The organism is Mesorhizobium sp. B2-4-14 (genome assembly GCF_006442155.1).
In the GTDB taxonomy this organism is placed as follows: Bacteria; Pseudomonadota; Alphaproteobacteria; order Rhizobiales; family Rhizobiaceae; genus Mesorhizobium.
The window spans coordinates 136,731-153,884 of record NZ_VFVA01000013.1 but is presented as its reverse complement, the minus strand read 5'-3'; the positions used below and the strand labels follow the sequence as shown (position 1 = coordinate 153,884).

The following is a 17,154-nucleotide window of genomic DNA, read 5'->3' as shown; positions in this document are numbered from 1 at the left end:
GGGTTCCTCTCCCCCACTTGTGGGGGAGAGGAACCCAAGTCCATCGACGCTTCTTACATTTTGAATTATCCTCACCTCCGACCCCGCCGGCGCCCTAAAACATTCGTCAGGGATTTGCCTATAAAGTGCGGGGCCGGTGTAGGATTTGCGCAGCCTTATTCGTCCTGCGGACGAACAGCGCTGCTTGGAGCATGGTCCCCAAAAGTGGGAACCGGTTTTTGGACAAGACCCATGCTCCAACATATTGTCAGTGCATGGCCGCGTAGGAGTGTATCATGGCGCCCAGGGCAAGTTGGAAAGGTTACCTCAAACTCAGTCTGGTCAGCTGTCCGGTGCGGCTCTATCCCGCCACCAGCGCCAGCGAACGCATCTCGTTCAACCAGCTGCACAAGAAGACCCACAACCGCATCAACATGAAGCCGGTCGACCCGGAACTGGGGCTCGTCGAGCGCGCCGATTTGGTCAAGGGCTACGAGTATGAGGACAAGCAGTACATCATCATCGATGACGCCGACCTCGACGCGGTGCGCATCGAGTCCAATCACACGATGAACATCGAGGCCTTCGTCGACGAAGGCGAGGTCGATGTCATCTATCAGGACGCGCCCTATTACCTGGCCCCCGATGGCGCCATGGCCGAGGAAACCTTCGCGGTGCTGCGCGAAGCGATGCGCAAATCCGGCAAGCTGGCGATCGCCCGGCTGGTGCTGTCCAGCCGCGAGCGGGTGGTGACGATCGGCCCGCGCGAGAACGGCATGTTCGTGTGCACGTTGAGGAACCCGAACGAAGTGCGCGGCACGGCTGAGTATTTCGGCAACATCCCGGCCGGCAAGCCCGATCCGGAAATGCTGGAACTCGCCGAAGCGCTGATCAAGCAGAAGGAAACCACCTTCGACCCGAAGAACTACGAGGACCGCTACGAGATCGCGCTGATGGCGATGATCCGCGAGAAGCTCAAGGGCCATAAGCCGATCATCGCGGCCGCACCCGAGCGCGGCAATGTCATCAACCTGATGGATGCGCTGAAGGCGAGCCTGTCGCAGTCGAAGCCGCCGGCCAAGTCGAAGAGCAAGGCCGAGGAGGCGCCCGCCAAGCCCGCCAAGAAGGCGGCAGCGGGCGGTGCGCCTGAAAATCCGCTGAAGGCCAATCTGCTGAAGGCGGTCGGCAAGAGCAAGAAATGACGGCACGAGCCGTCTCGGTCCCGGGCGCCGTCTTCGGCACGATCGGCGCACTGGCGGCGTTTCCGCTGCGGCTTGCCGCGCGCGAGGTCGAGCGCCAGCACGGCCAGCTCCGGCGCGGCATCACCAGGCGCACCACGCATATCGTGTTCGGCCGGACTTTGCTTGCCAAGGCAGGGCTGACCCGGAACGGCGATGCCGGGATCGAGCGCCGCATCGCCGCCGAGCAGGCGGCCGGGCGCACGCTGATCAGCGAGAACGGCTTTTTGCGCCTGCTCGGGCTGATGAAGGCGCCGCAGGCGTCGTCCCTTTCCAGGCAATCGCTGATCGAGCAATCGCGGCTCTCCGGCGCCGACCTTGACCTTTTGTCGCTGTTCGATGCCTTCGAGCACGACGCGGAACCCTATTCCTTCCGCGACCTGATCCTGGCACGCAAATATGCCGGGCTGGTCGCCGGCGGGGCGACGTGGGGCGCCATCGCGCGTTCCGTGCACCGCTCCGGCCCGGTCGCTTCGCTCACCGCCAAGTCGCTCAATGTCGGCTCGCAGCATGGCCGGCCGGACGCGATCTATCTCGAAGGCGGCCAGAGCGAGCTCGACGGCCAGTTGCTGTTCGACCTGGGTGCGGCCGCGCAAGGCGACGACACGCTGGAAGAGCTGTTCGCCGAGGCGGAAGCGGCGGAGGAGGGCGGCGACCATGACGGGGCCGCCGCGCTCTACCAGCGCTGCCTTGCCATCGATCCCACCGACGCGATCGCCGCGTTCAACCGCGCCAACTGCCTGCGCGCCGGCGGGCGCGTGGCGGAGGCGGCGCACGACTATGCCCGCGCGATAAAACTCGACCCGGCCTTCGTCGAAGCCTGGTTCAACCTCGCCGGGCTGATGAGCGAAGAGGGCCGCGAGGCTTCGGCGCGAAGGCACCTGCAGAAAGCGATCGCGCTCGACAGGAATTATGCCGATCCCGTGTTCAACCTGGCCAGGCTGGAGTTCGACGCCGGCAATCTGGTTGAGGCACGGCGAAATTGGGTGCGGTATCTTGAGCTCGACGCGGAGTCCGAATGGGCCGGGGTTGCAGCCAAGGGCGTGCAGTTCGTGGACACGCAACTGGCGCGGACGGCGGTGTGAGCATGATTGGCGAAGGCCGAGATGACAGCCAATCTCCCCCCTTGTGGGGGAGATGTCCGGCAGGACAGAGGGGGGCGCTGCCCCGCCGACAGATCGGCCTTTTTCAAAGGAATCCGCCTCTTGGACATTTGACCGAAGGCTGGCATTCCTTCGCGCCTCCCTCTGCCCTGCCGGGCATCTCCCCCACTAGGGGGGAGATCAGCAGCGTCGGCGTCGCGCGAGTCATCACCCCATGACCAGCTTCCTCTTCGACGGCGACGACACCGCGCCCGTCACCATCCTGCTCGCGCATGGCGCCGGGGCGTCGATGGATTCGCCCTCGATGACCGCCACCGCCAAGGCGCTGGCCGTCGCGGGTTTCCAGGTCGCGCGCTTCGAGTTCCACTATATGGCGGCGCGCCGCTACGGCCACCGCAAGCCGCCGCCGCGCGCCGAGACGGTGAACCCGGAATACATCAAGGCGATCGCCGACCTGAGGGCGAGGGGCGTCGCCGGTCCGCTGATCATCGGCGGCAAATCGATGGGCGGGCGCGTCGCCTCCATGGTCGCCGACGAGATGCTTGCCAAGGGCGAAATCGCCGGGCTGGTGTGCCTCGGCTACCCCTTCCATCCGCCGGGCAAGCCCGAGCAGTTGCGGACCAAGCATCTCACCGGGCTGAAGACGCCGACGTTGATTTTTCAAGGCACGCGCGACGAGTTCGGCACCATGGACGAGGTGGCGGGTTATGGGCTGTCCGACAGCATCAAGGTGATCTGGCTGGAGGATGGCGACCACGATTTGAAGCCGCGCAAGAGCGTTTCGGGTTTCTCCACCGCCGATCATCTGAAGACGGTGGCGGACACGGTGAAGGCATGGGTGGCGCGACAATCACTGTCGTCATCCTAGGGCTGAGCAAGGAGCGAAGCGACGCGCGCAGATCCTAGGATCCATGCCGTGACGCCAAGGCGATGCAAAGGTTCGGAGTTTTGCCCCGCCGCGTTCCACGGCGAGGGTCACGGCATGGATCCTCGGGTCAAGCCCGAGGATGACGAAGCGAGGGTCGCCTTCGGCATTCAAAAATGAAACTCGCCACCTTCAACATCAACAACATCAACAGCCGGCTCGAAAACCTGCTGGCGTGGCTGGCGACGGCAAAACCCGATGTCGTCTGCCTGCAGGAGCTGAAGGCGCGCGACACGCAGTTTCCGCTGACCAGGCTCGCCGCGGCCGGCTATGGCGCGGTGTGGAAGGGCGAACCGACCTGGAACGGCGTCGCCATACTCGCGCGAGGATCCGAACCCGTCCTGACCCGCGATGCGCTGCCCGGCGACGATGCAGACCGGCAGAGCCGCTACATCGAAGCGGCGGTGGACGGCATCGTCGTCGCCTGCCTCTATGCGCCGAACGGAAACCCTCGGCCGGGGCCGAAATTCACCTACAAGCTCGCCTGGCACGCGCGCCTGGAAGCCCATGCCGAACAGCTGCTCGACACCGGCCTGCCGGTGGTGCTGGCCGGCGACTTCAACATCGTGCCCGAGCCCCGCGACATCTACGCCACCCGCTCCTATGACGACAACGCGCTGGTGCAGCCGGAAAGCCGCGCCGCCTTCGCCGCCCTGCTCGAACAGGGCTGGACAGATGCGCTGCGCAAGAAGCATCCGAAGGAAACGCTCTACACTTTCTGGGATTACCGGCGGAACCGCTGGCCGCGCGATGCCGGGCTGCGGCTCGACCACATCCTGTTGTCGAAGACGCTCGCCCGCCGGCTGAACGGGGTGGGCATCGACCGCGAGGTGCGCGGGCAGGACGGCGCCAGCGACCATGCGCCGGTGTGGGTGGAGCTGAAGTAATCAGTCGACGTCGTCGGCCAGCGCCGTGATCCGCTCGCCCGGCGCCTACCGCTTCGCGGTTTCGACCCCGCCGGGCTGGCGCTTGCCGGCGCCAACGCGACGCAATCGCAGGATTTCCGGCTGACGCCCGGCTCGCCCGCCGGGCTGGTGTCACAGGACCTGCCACGGCCGGTCGGCCTGGCGCCGGCGCGCCTGGCCGGCAGGCTGGCCGACGCCACGCTTGAGAAGCTGTATGGCGCTGAACGCCATGGCCGACGCGGGCGGGGGGCGCATGTTGGGGTGTGCTGGGCGCCCGCGTCAACCAGGGCGGCTCGTACCGCCGCAACGACACCATTGCACATTGGCTGATGTTTGAAACTTCCGCGAAAGCGGAATAGGCAGGACCAGCAGCGCGGATCCGACGCCTGCTTCGCCGAAGCGCGAAGGGCTGGAAGGCCATGGCATCGTGGTTGGCGCCAGCGCCGACTTCGTCGCCATGCGGGCGCGGCACGTGCCCAAGCGGTCGCGGCCGTGGCAAAGGAGCGGTCGGTGGATCGACGTGGCAAGGCGGTGGCGAAGGACGGCAAGATAGCGCGCTGAGCGCGTCGCCGGCGGGCAGGAAAAGTGGCCCGGCGACCAGGTGCAAACAAAGGCACACCGGGCCAAGCCGGCTTCTGGCACTGGCCGGTTGATCATTATATTCGCAATATCTAATGTTTATTGCAAGGCGACCGCGCCGCCTGCCGCGCTTTCATCAGTTTTCCGCCGCACGATCGGCCGTCTGCACTGATCGGGCCGGCACGGAGGAAAGCGCATGCTGATTGGACGGCTGTTCGCCGAAATAGAGCGCGCCGCCCAGGACGAGGAACACGATGCCGACCACCACCAGCCCAACCGCCAGCACGGCAACCGCCGTGCCCGGACCGTGACCTGTCTTGATGATGATGGACCGATGGGACATCACGCTCCCTCCGGGGATGAGCCCGGTTCACAGACCTTTGCAAACGGCGGCAGGGGCCGGATGTTCCCGGAGGAGGGGCCCTCATCGGCCCTTTGCGTTTTCTTCTGGGACTAAGGTCTTGGGTCGCGCACGCAAAGGTCCGAGGGGGCCTGTTCGGTTCCGGCAATGTCCATTGGACGTTCCGCTATTTTAGCCAATTGCAATATAAAGCCTTTACCTTGTTGAGAGGCGAATACGGGCGTTGGACGGGCAAAAAGGCGACGCGCCACGGCTATTGTCGGCCGGGGTAGCTCCAAGCATTACGCGAACATTGCGGGGACGGCGGGAGTTTTTCGATGATCAATTACGTCTCGTCGAACCGGCCCTCCCGGGTCGGGTTTCGCGTGATCGCGGCTTCTTCCTCGTCGTCGGGCAGGGCCTCGTCACTCTCCTGGTAGGGATTGTCGTCATCCTCTTGCGGCAGGTCGCCCTCTTTCTCGGTGCCGTAGCGCATGTCGCCGTTTTCCGGCACGCTATCAGGCAGGATCTGGCCGCCCTTGACGGCGTCCCAATCCTGCTGCTCGATGGTCGGGCTATCCGCCTGCGGGCCGTCATCATCGTCGGTGCGGGGTTTGCCGCGCGGTGCCATTGTGGCCTCCAATACCTGTGAAGACTGGAGGCAAAACTCGGGCTGCCGGCGTTTGTTCCCGCACTCGCGAGTACGGGCCTGGCCCATCACGGATTGCCGTCTGCCTTGGTGGCGGGCTACCGCAGCCACAACCATAATGCGGCGACCACCGCCGCGACGGCCGCCACGCTCAGCCCCAGCATGATGTAGGAGCCCTTGATGATGTCGCGGATGATCTTCTTGATCGTTTCGCGGTCGTTGAGGTTGGGGAAGGGATCGTTGGGCACGGCGACGCCCAGAAAATCGCAAAGCGGCCCCCAGCCTTCGGTCACCTTGTAGACCAGCAGCTTTTCGGGCGGCACCGCGGCCTTCACTTCGTCGATATAGGCGTTGTAGCGGGCCACCGCCCTGGCGCGATCGTCCATCACGCCCTTGAGCGCGCGGCCCCACACCAGCTTTTTCGACATGTCGCCGAATTTCCAGCCGAACGGCGTCAGCCATTCCAGGATCTTGAACTGCCAGACATTGTTGGTGAAATAGATCGTGTCGATCGTGCTCTCGTACCAGGCTTCGGCGCCGCGCGGGTGCAGCGTCAGCAACACCTTGGCGTCGGGATAGGCCACGAGCAGTTCCCGCCATACGCAGCAACCGGGATTGTCGACGGTGGCCGTATAGTTGGCGAACACCCGGTTCCAGTCGTGCTGGGTGCCGGGCGGACTGTTGGCCACCATGCGCCAGAAGTCGAGATGGCCCTTGTTGGCCTTGTTCATGATGACTTCCTGCATGTGGTAGGAAGGCAGGCCGAGCCTGTTCAGCGCGGCAAAGGTCGACCACGTGCCGGTGCGGCCGAAACCGGCCCCGATCAGCTTGAGCGTCATTTCCCAATCCCCATCGGACTTGTTTTTGCCCGGTCCGTGAGCAGCAAATTGCTCCCGATAGGGCCAGGGTGCAACAAATTTCGAGAGTCGGCGCCAAGCCGATCCTATAGGGGCCGGTCGTAGTGGGTCAGTTTGGAATTTCCGACAGCCGCCGGGTCTTTGCCGTCATCGGCAGGTTCGGCGGTATTGCCCGTAACGAGATCTACTATCGATTTCGCCAACTGATTGGCATCGCGCGGGCGCTTTGGGTGCTTAATGGTCATAGTAACCAAACCTCGCCCGGCTGGACCCCCAACTTGTCAGCGGTGGGATTTGATACGGGGGACGGGCTGCCAATGTTGGCTTCCCCTATTTTTCGCCTTACTGCCTCTTGCGCCTCGATTGGGTCGCCATATCCCGCGATCCAGCAAAAAGCCATGGGTGGCTCATTCTCGGTCCAAACGGGGACGATCCAAGCCTTGATCTGTATTTTGGGGTTCATGCCAGGAATATGGCACTGCCATGCGCCACTTCAAAGGCTGGATTTCAAACTGACCCACTACCGGGCCGGTCACATACTTGCGTAGCTGCTAAAATAATGAAACGTTGGGCGCGGGTATCGGGAATTCGGGCAGGGGAATCGGCCGAATTGGAATGTTCGGCGATTTGGGCATCGATGTATGTTGGGCGGTTTCTCGTGGGGATGTCGGCGACGACCATCCTTGTCGCGGTCTGGGCTTATATGGCCACCGGTTCCTTCTGGAAGGCGCTCACCTGGACGGTGGTGACCCTGGTTGTCCTGCAGGCCGGATATTTCGTGCTCGTCGTGGGGCTGATCCATAGGCGCGCACAAGATGCCGTCGCGCAAGATACCGTGACGAGCCAGGATCCGATCGACGCAGTCCCGCCGTTACATCGGGATGGTGTCTCGTTCTGACGCTCGCGCCCGGCCTGGACTGTGGCCGAGATGGCCGACCTTGCGGTCCGCCGGTCGGTGCGGCGATCTTGCCGAACTGGCTGTAAGCGCAGCCCTACCTCATCCACCATCCATTCGGCCAGTGCGCCCGCAGATCCTGCAAAGGCACCGTCCGGGCGATGACGCATGCCGGTTGGAACCAAGTAGCCTGTCGGTGGAACCATAAGCTGAAGCGGGCGTTTCCCGATGCGACCGGTGAGGTTGCCACCTCCGCCGGTTATTGAAGGCTCGTCCTGCTCCCGGCAGGGCGGGCTTTTTTTGTGCACAGGGTTGTGGCACCTGGAACGACACCGCACGCTCCACGTTAGCTGTTGCTAAGGCAGGACAGCGGGTTCAGCATCGACGCGGCACGGCTGTGCTGTTCCGGGAAGGGAACCTTGTGTTCCATCTCCGATTGTTCCGTATCCGTAATCCACGAAATTTAGATGCGAATTTTAAGCATATTCGCTGATGTCATGCGTGGACGCTATCAATAGAAGCCATCTTGTAATCTTGCGGTAGCCACATTTGTTCCAAAATTGCGGATGGAACTTCGGAGCGGCGATGGAGTTTCCTTGCAGGGTGGCTTTCAGATATCCCGACAAGGAGGTTGTTATGAAGTATTATCTTTCAAGTGCGGCTGCTGCGATCATTCTGATGGGCGGCGTTGGTGCGGCCCTGGCCGAAACCGTTGTCCTGCAGCCGGAACAGGAGACAGTCGTACGCGAATACGTCAAGAAGGAGCCGTTGGCGTCGGTGAACCTTTTGGGCATCGAACTCAAGCTCGGCTCGCCGGTACCGGACAGGGTTGAGCTGCGCGAGGTGCCGAACGTCAAGTACCGCGTCGCGGTCATCAATGACCAGACCGTGCTGGTCGATCCCGACACGCGTCAGATCGTCGAGGTTCTGCACTGAGTTGCATCGCAGGCCCGCCTTGGAAAAGCCCGTCACGGTCCTGTGACGGGCTTTCCTTTTTGAATCCCTTTTGAAACAGGCTTGTTGAACCAGGCCTTGGGTGGGCATGGATCGTCTGTGCCAGCCGCGTGGCCGGGCTGGCAAAGCGGCCCGCCAAGGTGCATGGTTGCGCTCGTGCGAAACTTCCCGCGCCAGCTGCGCCCGAGGCGGCAGACGATGACAGGCGCGACCTGTCGCTCGGCTGAGACCTGAAAGCCCTTCGATGACCATCCAGCCAGCCGAGATGAATGTTCGCGAGGGCGCCCGCATTATCCTTCTGCTTGGCAGCGCGCCCGACGCGGTGCGTTGCGAGCCCTGGCCGAAGCAGGCCTTCAGCCGGATCGTCGCCATCAACAATGCCTGGCGCGTGCGCCCCGACTGGGATTTCCTCGTCCATGCCGGTGATTTCCCGCCGAACCGCCTGCCTCACGACGCGACCTTGCGGCAGGCTCAGATATTCAGCGCCACGCAGTATGTCCCGGCCCAGAACGCCTTCGGTGGCTTCGTCTATGCCGGCGCCACGATGGCGCTGACGGCAGCCTATTGGACCATTCACAGCCAGAAGCCGGATGTGCTGGCATTCCTGGGCTGCGACATGATCTACGACCAGCCGGGCAAGACGCATTTCTATGGCATCGGCCGTGCCGACCCTTTGCGCGATGACGTTACCCTGCGCAACCTCGAGGCCAAGTCGGCGCGCCTGCTTGTCCAGGCCCTGAAGCACGACTGCCTGTGCATCAACCTGTCCGACCTGCCGCGCAGCCGGCTGGTCTTTCCCAGCCTCGCCTTTGACCAGCTCGGCGGCCTGTCGCCGGCGCGGATCGCCGAAATGAAAGCGGAAATTCTGGGAACCATTCAACTCGACCAGGCCGAAAAGGCCGAACAGGTCGAAAAGGACCTCGGCTATTTCTATGAGGATGGCATGTACTGGAACCATCTCGACGAGATCGACGAGACGGTTCTTGCCGACATCGACCGGCTATGGATATCGGCCGTCGAGCAGAGAGCTGGGGGTTGAAGGGGCCGACCTCCCGCACGGGGAGGAAGGCCGGCGCGTCGTCCGTTCAGCTCACTCCGCCGCCAGTCTGTCCTGCGTCCTGGTTTCGAAATCGCTGGCATCGTGGCGCTCGTGCAGCTGCATGGCCGGTTCGCCAAAGGCGCGGTTGACCATGCGGCCGCGCTTGACCGCCGGACGGGCATCGATCGCCTTCGCCCAGCGCTGCACGTTCTTGTAATCCTGCACCGACAGGAAAGTGGCGGAATCATTATACTGCCGACCGAGCGCCAGTCCGCCATACCAAGGCCAGACCGCCATATCGGCGATGGTGTAATCCTTGCCGCCGAGATATTCCACCTCGGCCAGCCGCCGGTCGAGCACGTCGAGCTGACGTTTCACCTCCATCGAGAAGCGGTCGATAGCATATTCGATCTTCTCCGGCGCGTAGGCATAGAAATGGCCGAAGCCGCCGCCCAGATACGGCGCCGAGCCCATCTGCCAGAACAGCCAGGACAGCACTTCCGCGCGGGCCGGCTGCTCGGCAGGCAGGAATTCGCCGAATTTCTCGGCGAGATAAAGCAGGATGGAACCGGATTCGAAGACCCGCACCGGAGTGGCGCCGCTGCGGTCCATCAAAGCGGGGATCTTGGAGTTGGGATTGACCTCGACGAAGCCGCTGCCAAACTGGTCGCCATCGTTGATGCGGATAAGCCAGGCGTCGTATTCGGCGCCCCGGTGGCCGCGCGCCAGAAGCTCCTCCAGCATGATGGTCACCTTCACGCCATTCGGCGTCGCCAGCGAATAGAGCTGCAGCGGGTGCTTGCCGACGGGTAGTTCCTTGTCATGCGTCGGCCCGGCGATCGGTCGGTTGATGCTGGCAAAGGCGCCGCCATTTGCCTTGTTCCAGGTCCAAACTTTCGGCGGGGTGTAGTCGGTCATGTCGAGCCTCGGGCGGTGGGGAGGAATGAATAGGTCGCTGTACAACTAGGGTTGGCGAGGTAGAAGTTCAACTTGTGTTGAACTATTGTTGATGTGGCGCTGGGGCTTCTTCCCTTCTCCCCTTGCACCATGCCCACCGAGGCATACCTATAGGAGAAGCCGCCAGGGCATTTGCATCGCAGGACAAAAGCATGACCATCAATCCCAATCCGCGCTCCGTCGTCGCCGTGCGGGCCACCGTGCCGGAGGATGCCTTCACGGCCGGCGCGCTGGGCACGCTGCGGGAAGGCAGCGGCGTCGTCATCAGGGATGACGGGCTGGTGCTGACCATCGGCTACCTCATCACCGAGGCCGAGGAGGTCTGGCTGACCTCGCATGACGGCCGCGTCATCCCCGCGCACGCCCTGGCCTACGACCAGGAATCGGGCTTCGGCCTTGTCCAGGCGCTGGCGCCGGCCGGGCTGCCGGCGGTGGCGCTGGGCGATGCCGGCAAGGCCAGGATCGGCGATGCGGTGGTGCTTGCCGACGGTATCGGCCGGGCGGTGGAGGCCAGGATCGTCACCAAGCAGGAATTCGCCGGCTATTGGGAGTATCTGCTCGACGAGGCGATCTTCATCGCACCCGCGCATCCGTCCTGGGGCGGCGCGCCGCTGTTTGGCGCGGACGGCACGCTGCTTGGCATAGGCTCGCTGCGCCTGCAGATGAGCCGTGCCGGCGAGGTCGCCGATATCAACATGGTGGTGCCGATCGACCTGTTGCCCCCCATCCTCGACGATCTGCTGACACGCGGCCAGGTGGCCAAGCCGCCGCGACCGTGGCTCGGCGCGCTGTCGGCCGAAAGCGACGGCAAGGTGGTGGTGATGAGCGTGACCGAGGGCGGCCCGGCCGCCAAGGCCGGCCTGCGGGAAGGCGATGTCATTTCCGAGGTGCGCGACGGCGCGGTCGACGGGCTCGCTGATTTCTATCGCAAGCTGTGGGACAGCGGCTCGGCGGGTGCGGAGATCCCGATGCGCGTCGTGCGCGACGGACGCGAGACCTGGCTGCGCGTCAAGTCCGCCGACCGCGGCAGCTTCCTGAAAAAGCCGCAGCTGCAATAGGCCGGGCGACGGCCACCCGATGCATGTCGATGGTGAAGCGCAGCGGCGGAATGGCAACGCGCGGAAGCGGTCGGCGATGAATGCCGCCCCGCTCACCGCGCCAGCGGGCTGTCCCAGACGACGAACAGCAGCGCCTTGAGCTGGGCAAAGCGCTCCGGCCCGAGTTCGGTGCGCCACTCTTCCTCGATGTCGTGCAATATGTCGACCATCTTCCAGAAGGCGGCATGGCCGCGTTCGGTGGACCGCACGACGCGCGCGCCGCTTTCGCCGTCGGAGCGGACGAGATAGCCGTAGCCTTCGAGACTGCTGAGCAACTGGTTGATGGCCTGCTTGCTCATGCCGGCACGCTCGGCAATGGTGCCGGGCCGCGCGCCGTCGGGGCCGGGAAATTGCAGCACCGCCATGTGCGGCAAGCGCAATTCGTCGAAACCGGCGGCGTTGAGCTCCTTGATCAGCCGGCGCTGGATCGCCTGGGCCGGCACGCGCAGCAGGGCACCGATCAAAAGATCCTCAGTCTTGGTCTGCAGAACTTCGGTGGACGTGGCCATTGACCGCTTGGTAAATTGAGTTTACTGATTGCTGGTAAATGTAATTTACCGGAGGAGTTTGCGCAATGCCAGCCATGGACCTTCAGGTCAATCCAGCCGACGAGACCATCGGTACCAAGGGATTGTCGGTTCGTTTCCTGGTGTCGGGCGAGAGTTCGAACGGCAGCGTCGCCACTTTCGAACTGATGGTGCCCGGCGCACAGCGCTTGCCCGCGCCGGCGCACAGCCACGATCACTATGAGGAGACGATCTACGGCATCGACGGCGTGCTGACCTGGACCGTGAACGGCAGGCCGATCGAGGTTGGGCCAGGGGAGGCACTGTGCATTCCACGGGGCGCGGTTCACCGCTTCGACAATAACGGCACCACGGATGTGAAGGCGCTGTGCGTCATCACCCCGGCGGCGATCGGTCCGGATTATTTCCGCGAGGCCTTCGGCTTGCTCAACGCTGCCGCCGGCGGACCGCCGGACAAGGCCAAAATGGTGGAGATCATGCGTCGCCACGGATTGACGCCGGCAGCGCCGCCACCGGCATAGGCATCTTGCCCTTCGAGGCGGGAGGGTATGCCCAGCGGCATTCCGGCATTCCTGGAGCGGTTCAACGATAGAATCGTTGACCCGCTCTAACTCTTTGTTTTTACGCAATCCCGGACGGAAAACCGCTACGCACTTTCCTGGAATTGCTCTAGTCCCGCAATGCGCTCGCGAACACCACCAGGTTCCCGTCGGGATCCCGCATGCGCATGATCCAGAAATCGTCGGCCTTCTCGATCGGGCCCGGTTCGAGGCCCGCATCCACCAGCCTCTGTCTCTCGGGCGCCAGCGGCAGCACGCCGAGCGTCAGCGTCGAGGTGCCGGCCTTGTCCTTGTCCTCGAAAAGCTGCACCTCGGCGCTTTCGGTGAATTGCCATTCGGCCAGCCCTGGCATCGGCCGGCGCAGTGGCGCCTTGCCGAAGAGCTTTTCATACCAGCCGATGCTGGCCTTCAGGTCGGAGCAACTGACATGGGCAAAAATGGTTTGTATTGCCATGGCGATCTCCCTCGGCGTTGGACTCTTGCCGCAACGCGACGGCGGTTGGTGCGTTCCGTTGCTTCGCGGCAGCGTGTCCCGCTGCTGACGAAAGCTGACAGTGAAACATGCAATAATGCCGGAACTCGCATGATGCCGGAGGCAAGATCACAGTGACGCCAACACCGAACAGGCAGGCCGCCTGATGGCGCCGGTCAAGGTCGATCCCGCCAAGGTCCGGGAATTTCCGGATGCCGCGAGTTTCCATGCCTGGCTCGGCCAGCACCACGCGACGGAAACCGAAGTGTGGATCAAGGTGCATAAGGTGGGATCGGGGCTGAAGTCGATAACGCCCAAGGAAGCCATCGACGTCGCGCTGTGCTTCGGCTGGATCGACGCGGTGCGCAAGGGGCTGGACGAGAACAGCTTCCTGCAGCGCTACACGCCGCGCGGCAGGAGGAGCATCTGGAGCAAGATCAACATCGACAATGTCGCGCGGCTGGTCGAGGAGGGCCGCATGACCGAGCATGGGCTCAAGCAGGTCGAGGCGGCCAAGGCCGACGGGCGCTGGGCGCGCGCCTATGGCAGCGGCAAGGAGATGAATATCCCCGACGATCTGCAGGCGGCGATCGATGCCGAACCCGAGGCAAGGGCGATGTTCGAAAAACTCAGCGCGCAGAACCGCTTCGCGCTCGTCTTCCGCACCCACAACATGAAGACCGAGGCCGGCCGCAGGAAGAAGATCGAGACTTTCGTCGCGATGCTGAAGCGCGGCGAGACGATCCATCCACAGGGCAAGAAATAGAGCCCTCAGGCTCCGGAATGCGGGTCGATGCCATAGGGGTGGACGGGATAGCCGGGTCCGATTGCGTCGCGCACGCGGCCGGTCCAGGCGAGCAATGCCGGATAGTCCGGAAGATGGAATCCGCAATCCTCGGCGCGGTGGCTGTAGGCATAGACGGCGATGTCGGCGATGGTGAGATCGTTTCCGGTGAGGAAGTGCGTCTCGCCAAGGCTGCGGTTCAGGGCGGCGAGCGTTCGTGCTCCGGCTTCGCGCTTGCCGGCCACCATGGCCAGGTTGTGCTCAAGTCGTCCGGTCAGGGTCCAGAAGCGCAGCGAGCCGATGACGGGCTCGACATTGTACTGTTCGAAGAACAGCCACTGCATGACCTTCGCCTGCCGGTAACGGTCATCAGGCAGCAGGGGCGTGCCTTCGGCAAGGTAGGTGAGGATCGCATTGGATTCGGCGATGGCGCTGCCATCCTCGAGCTGAAGCACGGGAACCGCACCGGCCGGGTTGAGCGCCAGGAAGGCGTCGGTATGGCTCTCGCCCTCGAAAATCGAGACGATGCGCGTGTGGTAAGGGATCTTCAGCAATCCAAGCAGGGCCCGGACTTTCCAGCCATTTTGCGACGGCAGATAATCGTGAAGCGTGAGCATGGCCGATCCTCGTGATGGATCGATGCTCGCATGGTGCGCTGCGCGCCGACACCCGATTCATGCTGATGGCTTTCCTGCCACGGCAAGGGGACCGCCGTGGTGATGTCTTGAACGGCAAGCACCGCCCCGGAGGTGACGCTGTGTGTTTCACGGTCTGAATCGTGCAATTGCCGTAAGCGCTTGTTTTTGCGGGCTTCTGCGGGTGGCGCTTTTTCCGGGAGGAAGTCAAGGTTGCCGTCACTGGTCGAGGTCTACCGGCGTCACGCCCAGAAGCTTCAGGGCGTTGGCGTAAGTCCGGATGCCTTGCGCCTGCTTGCGCTCGGCACAGAACCGGTTCGCTCTGTCCTGGAGGGCCGTTGCCTGGGCGATCCGGCTCGCATTGGCACCGGGGGCGGCTTTGGTCTGGATGGCTCCGTCGAGTTGAAGACCGAGCCGGCTGCAATATTCGCTCCGGGTAGCCGCCGCTTCCGCGCCCGATTGTGCGACCGCAAGCATGGCGAGCGAAATGCCGGCTACGGCACCCATCCATCCGGTCGAACGTCGTTGCATTGTCGGGACCATCCCTTCGCGTTGGTGTGGCGATCGCTGTCCGGCTGCCGCGCGCTGCATATGCCTGCTGATGTTTTCCTCAGTTTTTCTGAAGTGTTGAATCTTGTTTCCGGAATGTTTCCGGGAGGCTGAAGCTGCGCATCTCCCCCCTTGTGGGGGAGATGCCCGGCAGGGCAGAGGGGGGCGCGAAGGATCACCAACTTCGTCGGCGTTGCCATAGTTACTAACGCTTCCGCACATGCCGACGGCCAGAGGGGCGGCGGGACAGCGCCCCCGCTCTGGCCTGCCGGCCATCTCCCCGCAAGGGGAAGATCGGCTATCTGCGGCGCTTCTGCCTCTTCCCCCCGCACTGTCATTCGCGTAAGGGCGCGGGCAAATCCTCCAATCCGCTAGAGCTTCCCGGACCACCCATGATCAGACTTGAAAGCATCGGCAAGCAGAACGGCCGACAGATCGTCTTCATTGAGGCCTCGGCCGCCTTGCAGAAAGGCGAGAAGGTTGGCCTTGTCGGTCCGAACGGCGCCGGCAAGACGACGCTGTTTCGCATGATCACCGGCCAGGAGCAGCCGGACGAGGGCCAGGTGCAGGTCGATCGCGGCGTGACCATCGGCTATTTCAGCCAGGATGTCGGCGACATGGCTGGCCACAGCGCTGTCACCGAAGTGATGAACGGCGCCGGGCCGGTGAGCGACGTGGCGGCCGAGATGGCGGAACTCGAGGCTGCCATGGCCGATCCCGACCAGGCCGACCGGATGGACGAGATCATCGAGAAATATGGCGAGGCGCAGCACCGCTTCGAGGAACTCGACGGCTATGCGCTCGATGGCCGGGCGCGCGAGGTGCTCGACGGGCTGGGTTTCAGCCAGGAGATGATGGACGGCGATGTCGGCAAGCTCTCCGGCGGCTGGAAAATGCGCGTGGCGCTGGCCCGCATCCTGTCGATGCGGCCCGATGTCATGCTGCTCGACGAGCCGTCCAACCATCTGGATCTCGAAAGCCTGATCTGGCTGGAGCAGTTCCTGAAGGGCTATGACGGCGCGCTCTTGATGACCTCGCACGACCGCGAGTTCATGAACCGCATCGTCAACAAGATCGTCGAGATCGATGCCGGTTCGCTCACCGCCTACTCTGGCAACTATGAATTCTACCAGCAGCAGCGCGCGATCGCCGACAAGCAGCAGCAGGCGCAGTTCGAGCGCCAGCAGGCGATGCTGGCCAAGGAGATCGCCTTCATCGAGCGCTTCAAGGCGCGCGCCTCGCATGCCGCGCAGGTGCAGAGCCGGGTGAAGAAGCTCGACAAGATCGACCGCGTCGAGCCGCCCAAGCGCCGCCAGGTGGTGAATTTCGAGTTCCAGCCGGCGCCGCGCTGCGGCGAGGATGTCGTGACCTTGAAGAACGTCCACAAGGCCTATGGCAGCCGCACCATCTATGAGGGGCTCGACTTCCAGGTGCGCCGCCGCGAGCGCTGGTGCATCATGGGCGTCAATGGCGCCGGCAAGTCGACGCTCTTGAAGCTGGTGGCCGGCGCTTCCGACCCCGACACCGGCACGGTGGCGCGGGGGCCGAGCGTGAAAATGGGCTATTTCGCCCAGCACGCCATGGAACTGCTCGAAGGCGAGCGCACCGTGTTCCAGACGCTGGAGGACAATTTCCCGCAGGCCGGCCAGGCGCCGCTCAGGGCGCTCGCCGGCTGCTTCGGCTTTTCCGGCGACGAGATCGAGAAGAAGTGCCGGGTGCTGTCGGGCGGCGAGAAGGCGCGGCTGGTGATGGCGCTGATGCTGTTCGACCCGCCCAACCTGCTGGTGCTGGACGAGCCGACCAACCATCTGGACATCACCACCAAGCAGATGCTGATCGAGGCGCTGTCACAGTATGAAGGCACCATGCTGTTCGTCTCGCACGACCGGCATTTCCTGGCGGCACTCTCCAACCGCGTGCTGGAACTGACCCCGGAAGGTATCCACACCTATGGCGGCGGTTATACGGAGTATGTGGAGCGGACGGGGCAGGAAGCGCCGGGGTTGCGGAGCTAGGGGCGACCGATCGCAGCCACCCGGCTCGCGATTGTATGCGCCGGCCTGGTGCAACCGCGTCCCGGGCTGCCCTATCAGAGCGGTCTCCTTGTGAG

General features: G+C 63.7%; 20 protein-coding genes. 12 read left to right on the top strand and 8 right to left on the bottom strand.

What is annotated here, in order from left to right:
- The first annotated feature begins 275 nt into the window (after positions 1 to 275).
- The 4 genes from FJ938_RS14420 to FJ938_RS14405 all read left to right on the top strand — a co-directional run bounded on the left by FJ938_RS14420 (position 276) and on the right by FJ938_RS14405 (position 4,132).
- A complete protein-coding gene (locus FJ938_RS14420; RefSeq protein ID WP_140694717.1) occupies positions 276 to 1,181 on the top strand; it encodes a Ku protein in 906 nt (301 codons plus the stop codon).
- Positions 1,178 to 2,302 (top strand): tetratricopeptide repeat protein, encoded by a 1,125-nt coding sequence (locus FJ938_RS14415; RefSeq protein WP_140694714.1) that lies wholly within the window; start codon positions 1,178 to 1,180, stop codon positions 2,300 to 2,302. Before FJ938_RS14420 ends, FJ938_RS14415 begins: the two co-directional genes overlap by 4 nt.
- Positions 2,303 to 2,534: 232 nt before the next feature.
- Positions 2,535 to 3,188 (top strand): alpha/beta fold hydrolase, encoded by a 654-nt coding sequence (locus tag FJ938_RS14410; RefSeq protein WP_140694711.1) that lies wholly within the window; start codon positions 2,535 to 2,537, stop codon positions 3,186 to 3,188.
- 173 nt (positions 3,189 to 3,361) lie between these two features.
- Positions 3,362 to 4,132 (top strand): exodeoxyribonuclease III, encoded by a 771-nt coding sequence (locus FJ938_RS14405; RefSeq protein WP_140694708.1) that lies wholly within the window; start codon positions 3,362 to 3,364, stop codon positions 4,130 to 4,132.
- A gap of 733 nt (positions 4,133 to 4,865) precedes the next feature.
- Here the strand turns inward: FJ938_RS14405 and FJ938_RS14390 are convergent.
- The 3 genes from FJ938_RS14390 to FJ938_RS14380 all read right to left on the bottom strand — a co-directional run bounded on the left by FJ938_RS14390 (position 4,866) and on the right by FJ938_RS14380 (position 6,557).
- Positions 4,866 to 5,072, bottom strand: a complete 207-nt coding sequence (locus FJ938_RS14390) for a hypothetical protein (RefSeq protein WP_140611413.1) — start codon at positions 5,070 to 5,072, stop codon at positions 4,866 to 4,868.
- A gap of 343 nt (positions 5,073 to 5,415) precedes the next feature.
- A complete protein-coding gene (locus FJ938_RS14385; protein ID WP_140611415.1) occupies positions 5,416 to 5,700 on the bottom strand; it encodes a hypothetical protein in 285 nt (94 codons plus the stop codon).
- Between the two features lie 116 nt (positions 5,701 to 5,816).
- Positions 5,817 to 6,557 carry a sulfotransferase family protein gene (locus FJ938_RS14380; protein WP_140611417.1) on the bottom strand — a complete coding sequence of 247 codons (741 nt, stop codon included), beginning with the start codon at positions 6,555 to 6,557 and terminating at the stop codon, positions 5,817 to 5,819.
- A gap of 122 nt (positions 6,558 to 6,679) precedes the next feature.
- Between FJ938_RS14380 and FJ938_RS29485 the strand changes: the two genes are divergently transcribed.
- The 4 genes from FJ938_RS29485 (at position 6,680) to FJ938_RS14360 (ending at position 9,463) form a co-directional block, all read left to right on the top strand.
- Positions 6,680 to 7,123: a hypothetical protein gene (locus FJ938_RS29485; RefSeq protein ID WP_181169091.1), complete on the top strand. Its 444-nt coding sequence runs from the start codon at positions 6,680 to 6,682 to the stop codon at positions 7,121 to 7,123.
- Positions 7,124 to 7,134: 11 nt separating this feature from the next.
- Entirely contained in the window at positions 7,135 to 7,473 is a 339-nt protein-coding gene (locus FJ938_RS14370) for a hypothetical protein (protein ID WP_246673325.1), read from the top strand.
- Between the two features lie 633 nt (positions 7,474 to 8,106).
- Entirely contained in the window at positions 8,107 to 8,406 is a 300-nt protein-coding gene (locus FJ938_RS14365) for a DUF1236 domain-containing protein (protein WP_140611421.1), read from the top strand.
- 262 nt (positions 8,407 to 8,668) lie between these two features.
- Positions 8,669 to 9,463 carry a hypothetical protein gene (locus FJ938_RS14360; RefSeq protein WP_246673323.1) on the top strand — a complete coding sequence of 265 codons (795 nt, stop codon included), beginning with the start codon at positions 8,669 to 8,671 and terminating at the stop codon, positions 9,461 to 9,463.
- A gap of 51 nt (positions 9,464 to 9,514) precedes the next feature.
- On the opposite strand, the gene yghU is transcribed toward FJ938_RS14360, so the two are convergent.
- A complete protein-coding gene (gene yghU / locus FJ938_RS14355; RefSeq protein ID WP_140694705.1) occupies positions 9,515 to 10,381 on the bottom strand; it encodes a glutathione-dependent disulfide-bond oxidoreductase in 867 nt (288 codons plus the stop codon).
- A 191-nt stretch (positions 10,382 to 10,572) separates the two neighbouring features.
- On the opposite strand from yghU, the gene FJ938_RS14350 reads away from it, so the two are divergent.
- On the top strand, positions 10,573 to 11,478 hold the full coding sequence (locus FJ938_RS14350; RefSeq protein ID WP_140694702.1) for a S1C family serine protease: 906 nt from the start codon (positions 10,573 to 10,575) through the stop codon (positions 11,476 to 11,478).
- Positions 11,479 to 11,570: 92 nt separating this feature from the next.
- Here FJ938_RS14350 and FJ938_RS14345 read toward each other — a convergent pair whose 3' ends face one another.
- On the bottom strand, positions 11,571 to 12,026 hold the full coding sequence (locus FJ938_RS14345) for a MarR family winged helix-turn-helix transcriptional regulator (RefSeq protein ID WP_140694700.1): 456 nt from the start codon (positions 12,024 to 12,026) through the stop codon (positions 11,571 to 11,573).
- Between the two features lie 65 nt (positions 12,027 to 12,091).
- On the opposite strand from FJ938_RS14345, the gene FJ938_RS14340 reads away from it, so the two are divergent.
- Positions 12,092 to 12,565, top strand: a complete 474-nt coding sequence (locus tag FJ938_RS14340; RefSeq protein WP_140694697.1) for a cupin domain-containing protein — start codon at positions 12,092 to 12,094, stop codon at positions 12,563 to 12,565.
- A 148-nt stretch (positions 12,566 to 12,713) separates the two neighbouring features.
- Here FJ938_RS14340 and FJ938_RS14335 read toward each other — a convergent pair whose 3' ends face one another.
- Entirely contained in the window at positions 12,714 to 13,058 is a 345-nt protein-coding gene (locus FJ938_RS14335) for a VOC family protein (protein WP_140694694.1), read from the bottom strand.
- Between the two features lie 184 nt (positions 13,059 to 13,242).
- On the opposite strand from FJ938_RS14335, the gene FJ938_RS14330 reads away from it, so the two are divergent.
- Positions 13,243 to 13,842, top strand: coding sequence for a YdeI family protein (locus tag FJ938_RS14330; RefSeq protein ID WP_140694691.1), 600 nt, complete (start codon positions 13,243 to 13,245; stop codon positions 13,840 to 13,842).
- A 5-nt stretch (positions 13,843 to 13,847) separates the two neighbouring features.
- Here FJ938_RS14330 and FJ938_RS14325 read toward each other — a convergent pair whose 3' ends face one another.
- Positions 13,848 to 14,477 (bottom strand): glutathione S-transferase family protein, encoded by a 630-nt coding sequence (locus tag FJ938_RS14325; protein WP_140694688.1) that lies wholly within the window; start codon positions 14,475 to 14,477, stop codon positions 13,848 to 13,850.
- Positions 14,478 to 14,714: 237 nt separating this feature from the next.
- Complete coding sequence (locus FJ938_RS14320) at positions 14,715 to 15,026, bottom strand: hypothetical protein (protein WP_181169090.1); 312 nt, start codon at positions 15,024 to 15,026, stop codon at positions 14,715 to 14,717.
- Between the two features lie 410 nt (positions 15,027 to 15,436).
- Here FJ938_RS14320 and FJ938_RS14315 point away from each other — a divergent pair, with 410 nt between their 5' ends.
- On the top strand, positions 15,437 to 17,059 hold the full coding sequence (locus tag FJ938_RS14315; RefSeq protein ID WP_140694685.1) for an ABC-F family ATP-binding cassette domain-containing protein: 1,623 nt from the start codon (positions 15,437 to 15,439) through the stop codon (positions 17,057 to 17,059).
- Positions 17,060 to 17,154 lie beyond the last annotated feature (95 nt).

Excerpts from the sequence above, each read along its gene's own strand:
- FJ938_RS14420 (WP_140694717.1), top strand. The coding sequence starts at position 276 with ATGGCGCCCAGGGCAAGTTGGAAAGGTTACCTCAAACTCAGTCTGGTC.
- FJ938_RS14415 (WP_140694714.1), top strand. The coding sequence starts at position 1,178 with ATGACGGCACGAGCCGTCTCGGTCCCGGGCGCCGTCTTCGGCACGATC.
- FJ938_RS14410 (WP_140694711.1), top strand. The coding sequence starts at position 2,535 with ATGACCAGCTTCCTCTTCGACGGCGACGACACCGCGCCCGTCACCATC.
- FJ938_RS14405 (WP_140694708.1), top strand. The coding sequence starts at position 3,362 with ATGAAACTCGCCACCTTCAACATCAACAACATCAACAGCCGGCTCGAA.
- FJ938_RS14390 (WP_140611413.1), bottom strand. The coding sequence starts at position 5,072 with ATGTCCCATCGGTCCATCATCATCAAGACAGGTCACGGTCCGGGCACG.
- FJ938_RS14385 (WP_140611415.1), bottom strand. The coding sequence starts at position 5,700 with ATGGCACCGCGCGGCAAACCCCGCACCGACGATGATGACGGCCCGCAG.
- FJ938_RS14380 (WP_140611417.1), bottom strand. The coding sequence starts at position 6,557 with ATGACGCTCAAGCTGATCGGGGCCGGTTTCGGCCGCACCGGCACGTGG.
- FJ938_RS14370 (WP_246673325.1), top strand. The coding sequence starts at position 7,135 with ATGAAACGTTGGGCGCGGGTATCGGGAATTCGGGCAGGGGAATCGGCC.
- FJ938_RS14365 (WP_140611421.1), top strand. The coding sequence starts at position 8,107 with ATGAAGTATTATCTTTCAAGTGCGGCTGCTGCGATCATTCTGATGGGC.
- FJ938_RS14360 (WP_246673323.1), top strand. The coding sequence starts at position 8,669 with ATGACCATCCAGCCAGCCGAGATGAATGTTCGCGAGGGCGCCCGCATT.
- yghU (WP_140694705.1), bottom strand. The coding sequence starts at position 10,381 with ATGACCGACTACACCCCGCCGAAAGTTTGGACCTGGAACAAGGCAAAT.
- FJ938_RS14350 (WP_140694702.1), top strand. The coding sequence starts at position 10,573 with ATGACCATCAATCCCAATCCGCGCTCCGTCGTCGCCGTGCGGGCCACC.
- FJ938_RS14345 (WP_140694700.1), bottom strand. The coding sequence starts at position 12,026 with ATGGCCACGTCCACCGAAGTTCTGCAGACCAAGACTGAGGATCTTTTG.
- FJ938_RS14340 (WP_140694697.1), top strand. The coding sequence starts at position 12,092 with ATGCCAGCCATGGACCTTCAGGTCAATCCAGCCGACGAGACCATCGGT.
- FJ938_RS14335 (WP_140694694.1), bottom strand. The coding sequence starts at position 13,058 with ATGGCAATACAAACCATTTTTGCCCATGTCAGTTGCTCCGACCTGAAG.
- FJ938_RS14330 (WP_140694691.1), top strand. The coding sequence starts at position 13,243 with ATGGCGCCGGTCAAGGTCGATCCCGCCAAGGTCCGGGAATTTCCGGAT.
- FJ938_RS14325 (WP_140694688.1), bottom strand. The coding sequence starts at position 14,477 with ATGCTCACGCTTCACGATTATCTGCCGTCGCAAAATGGCTGGAAAGTC.
- FJ938_RS14320 (WP_181169090.1), bottom strand. The coding sequence starts at position 15,026 with ATGCAACGACGTTCGACCGGATGGATGGGTGCCGTAGCCGGCATTTCG.
- FJ938_RS14315 (WP_140694685.1), top strand. The coding sequence starts at position 15,437 with ATGATCAGACTTGAAAGCATCGGCAAGCAGAACGGCCGACAGATCGTC.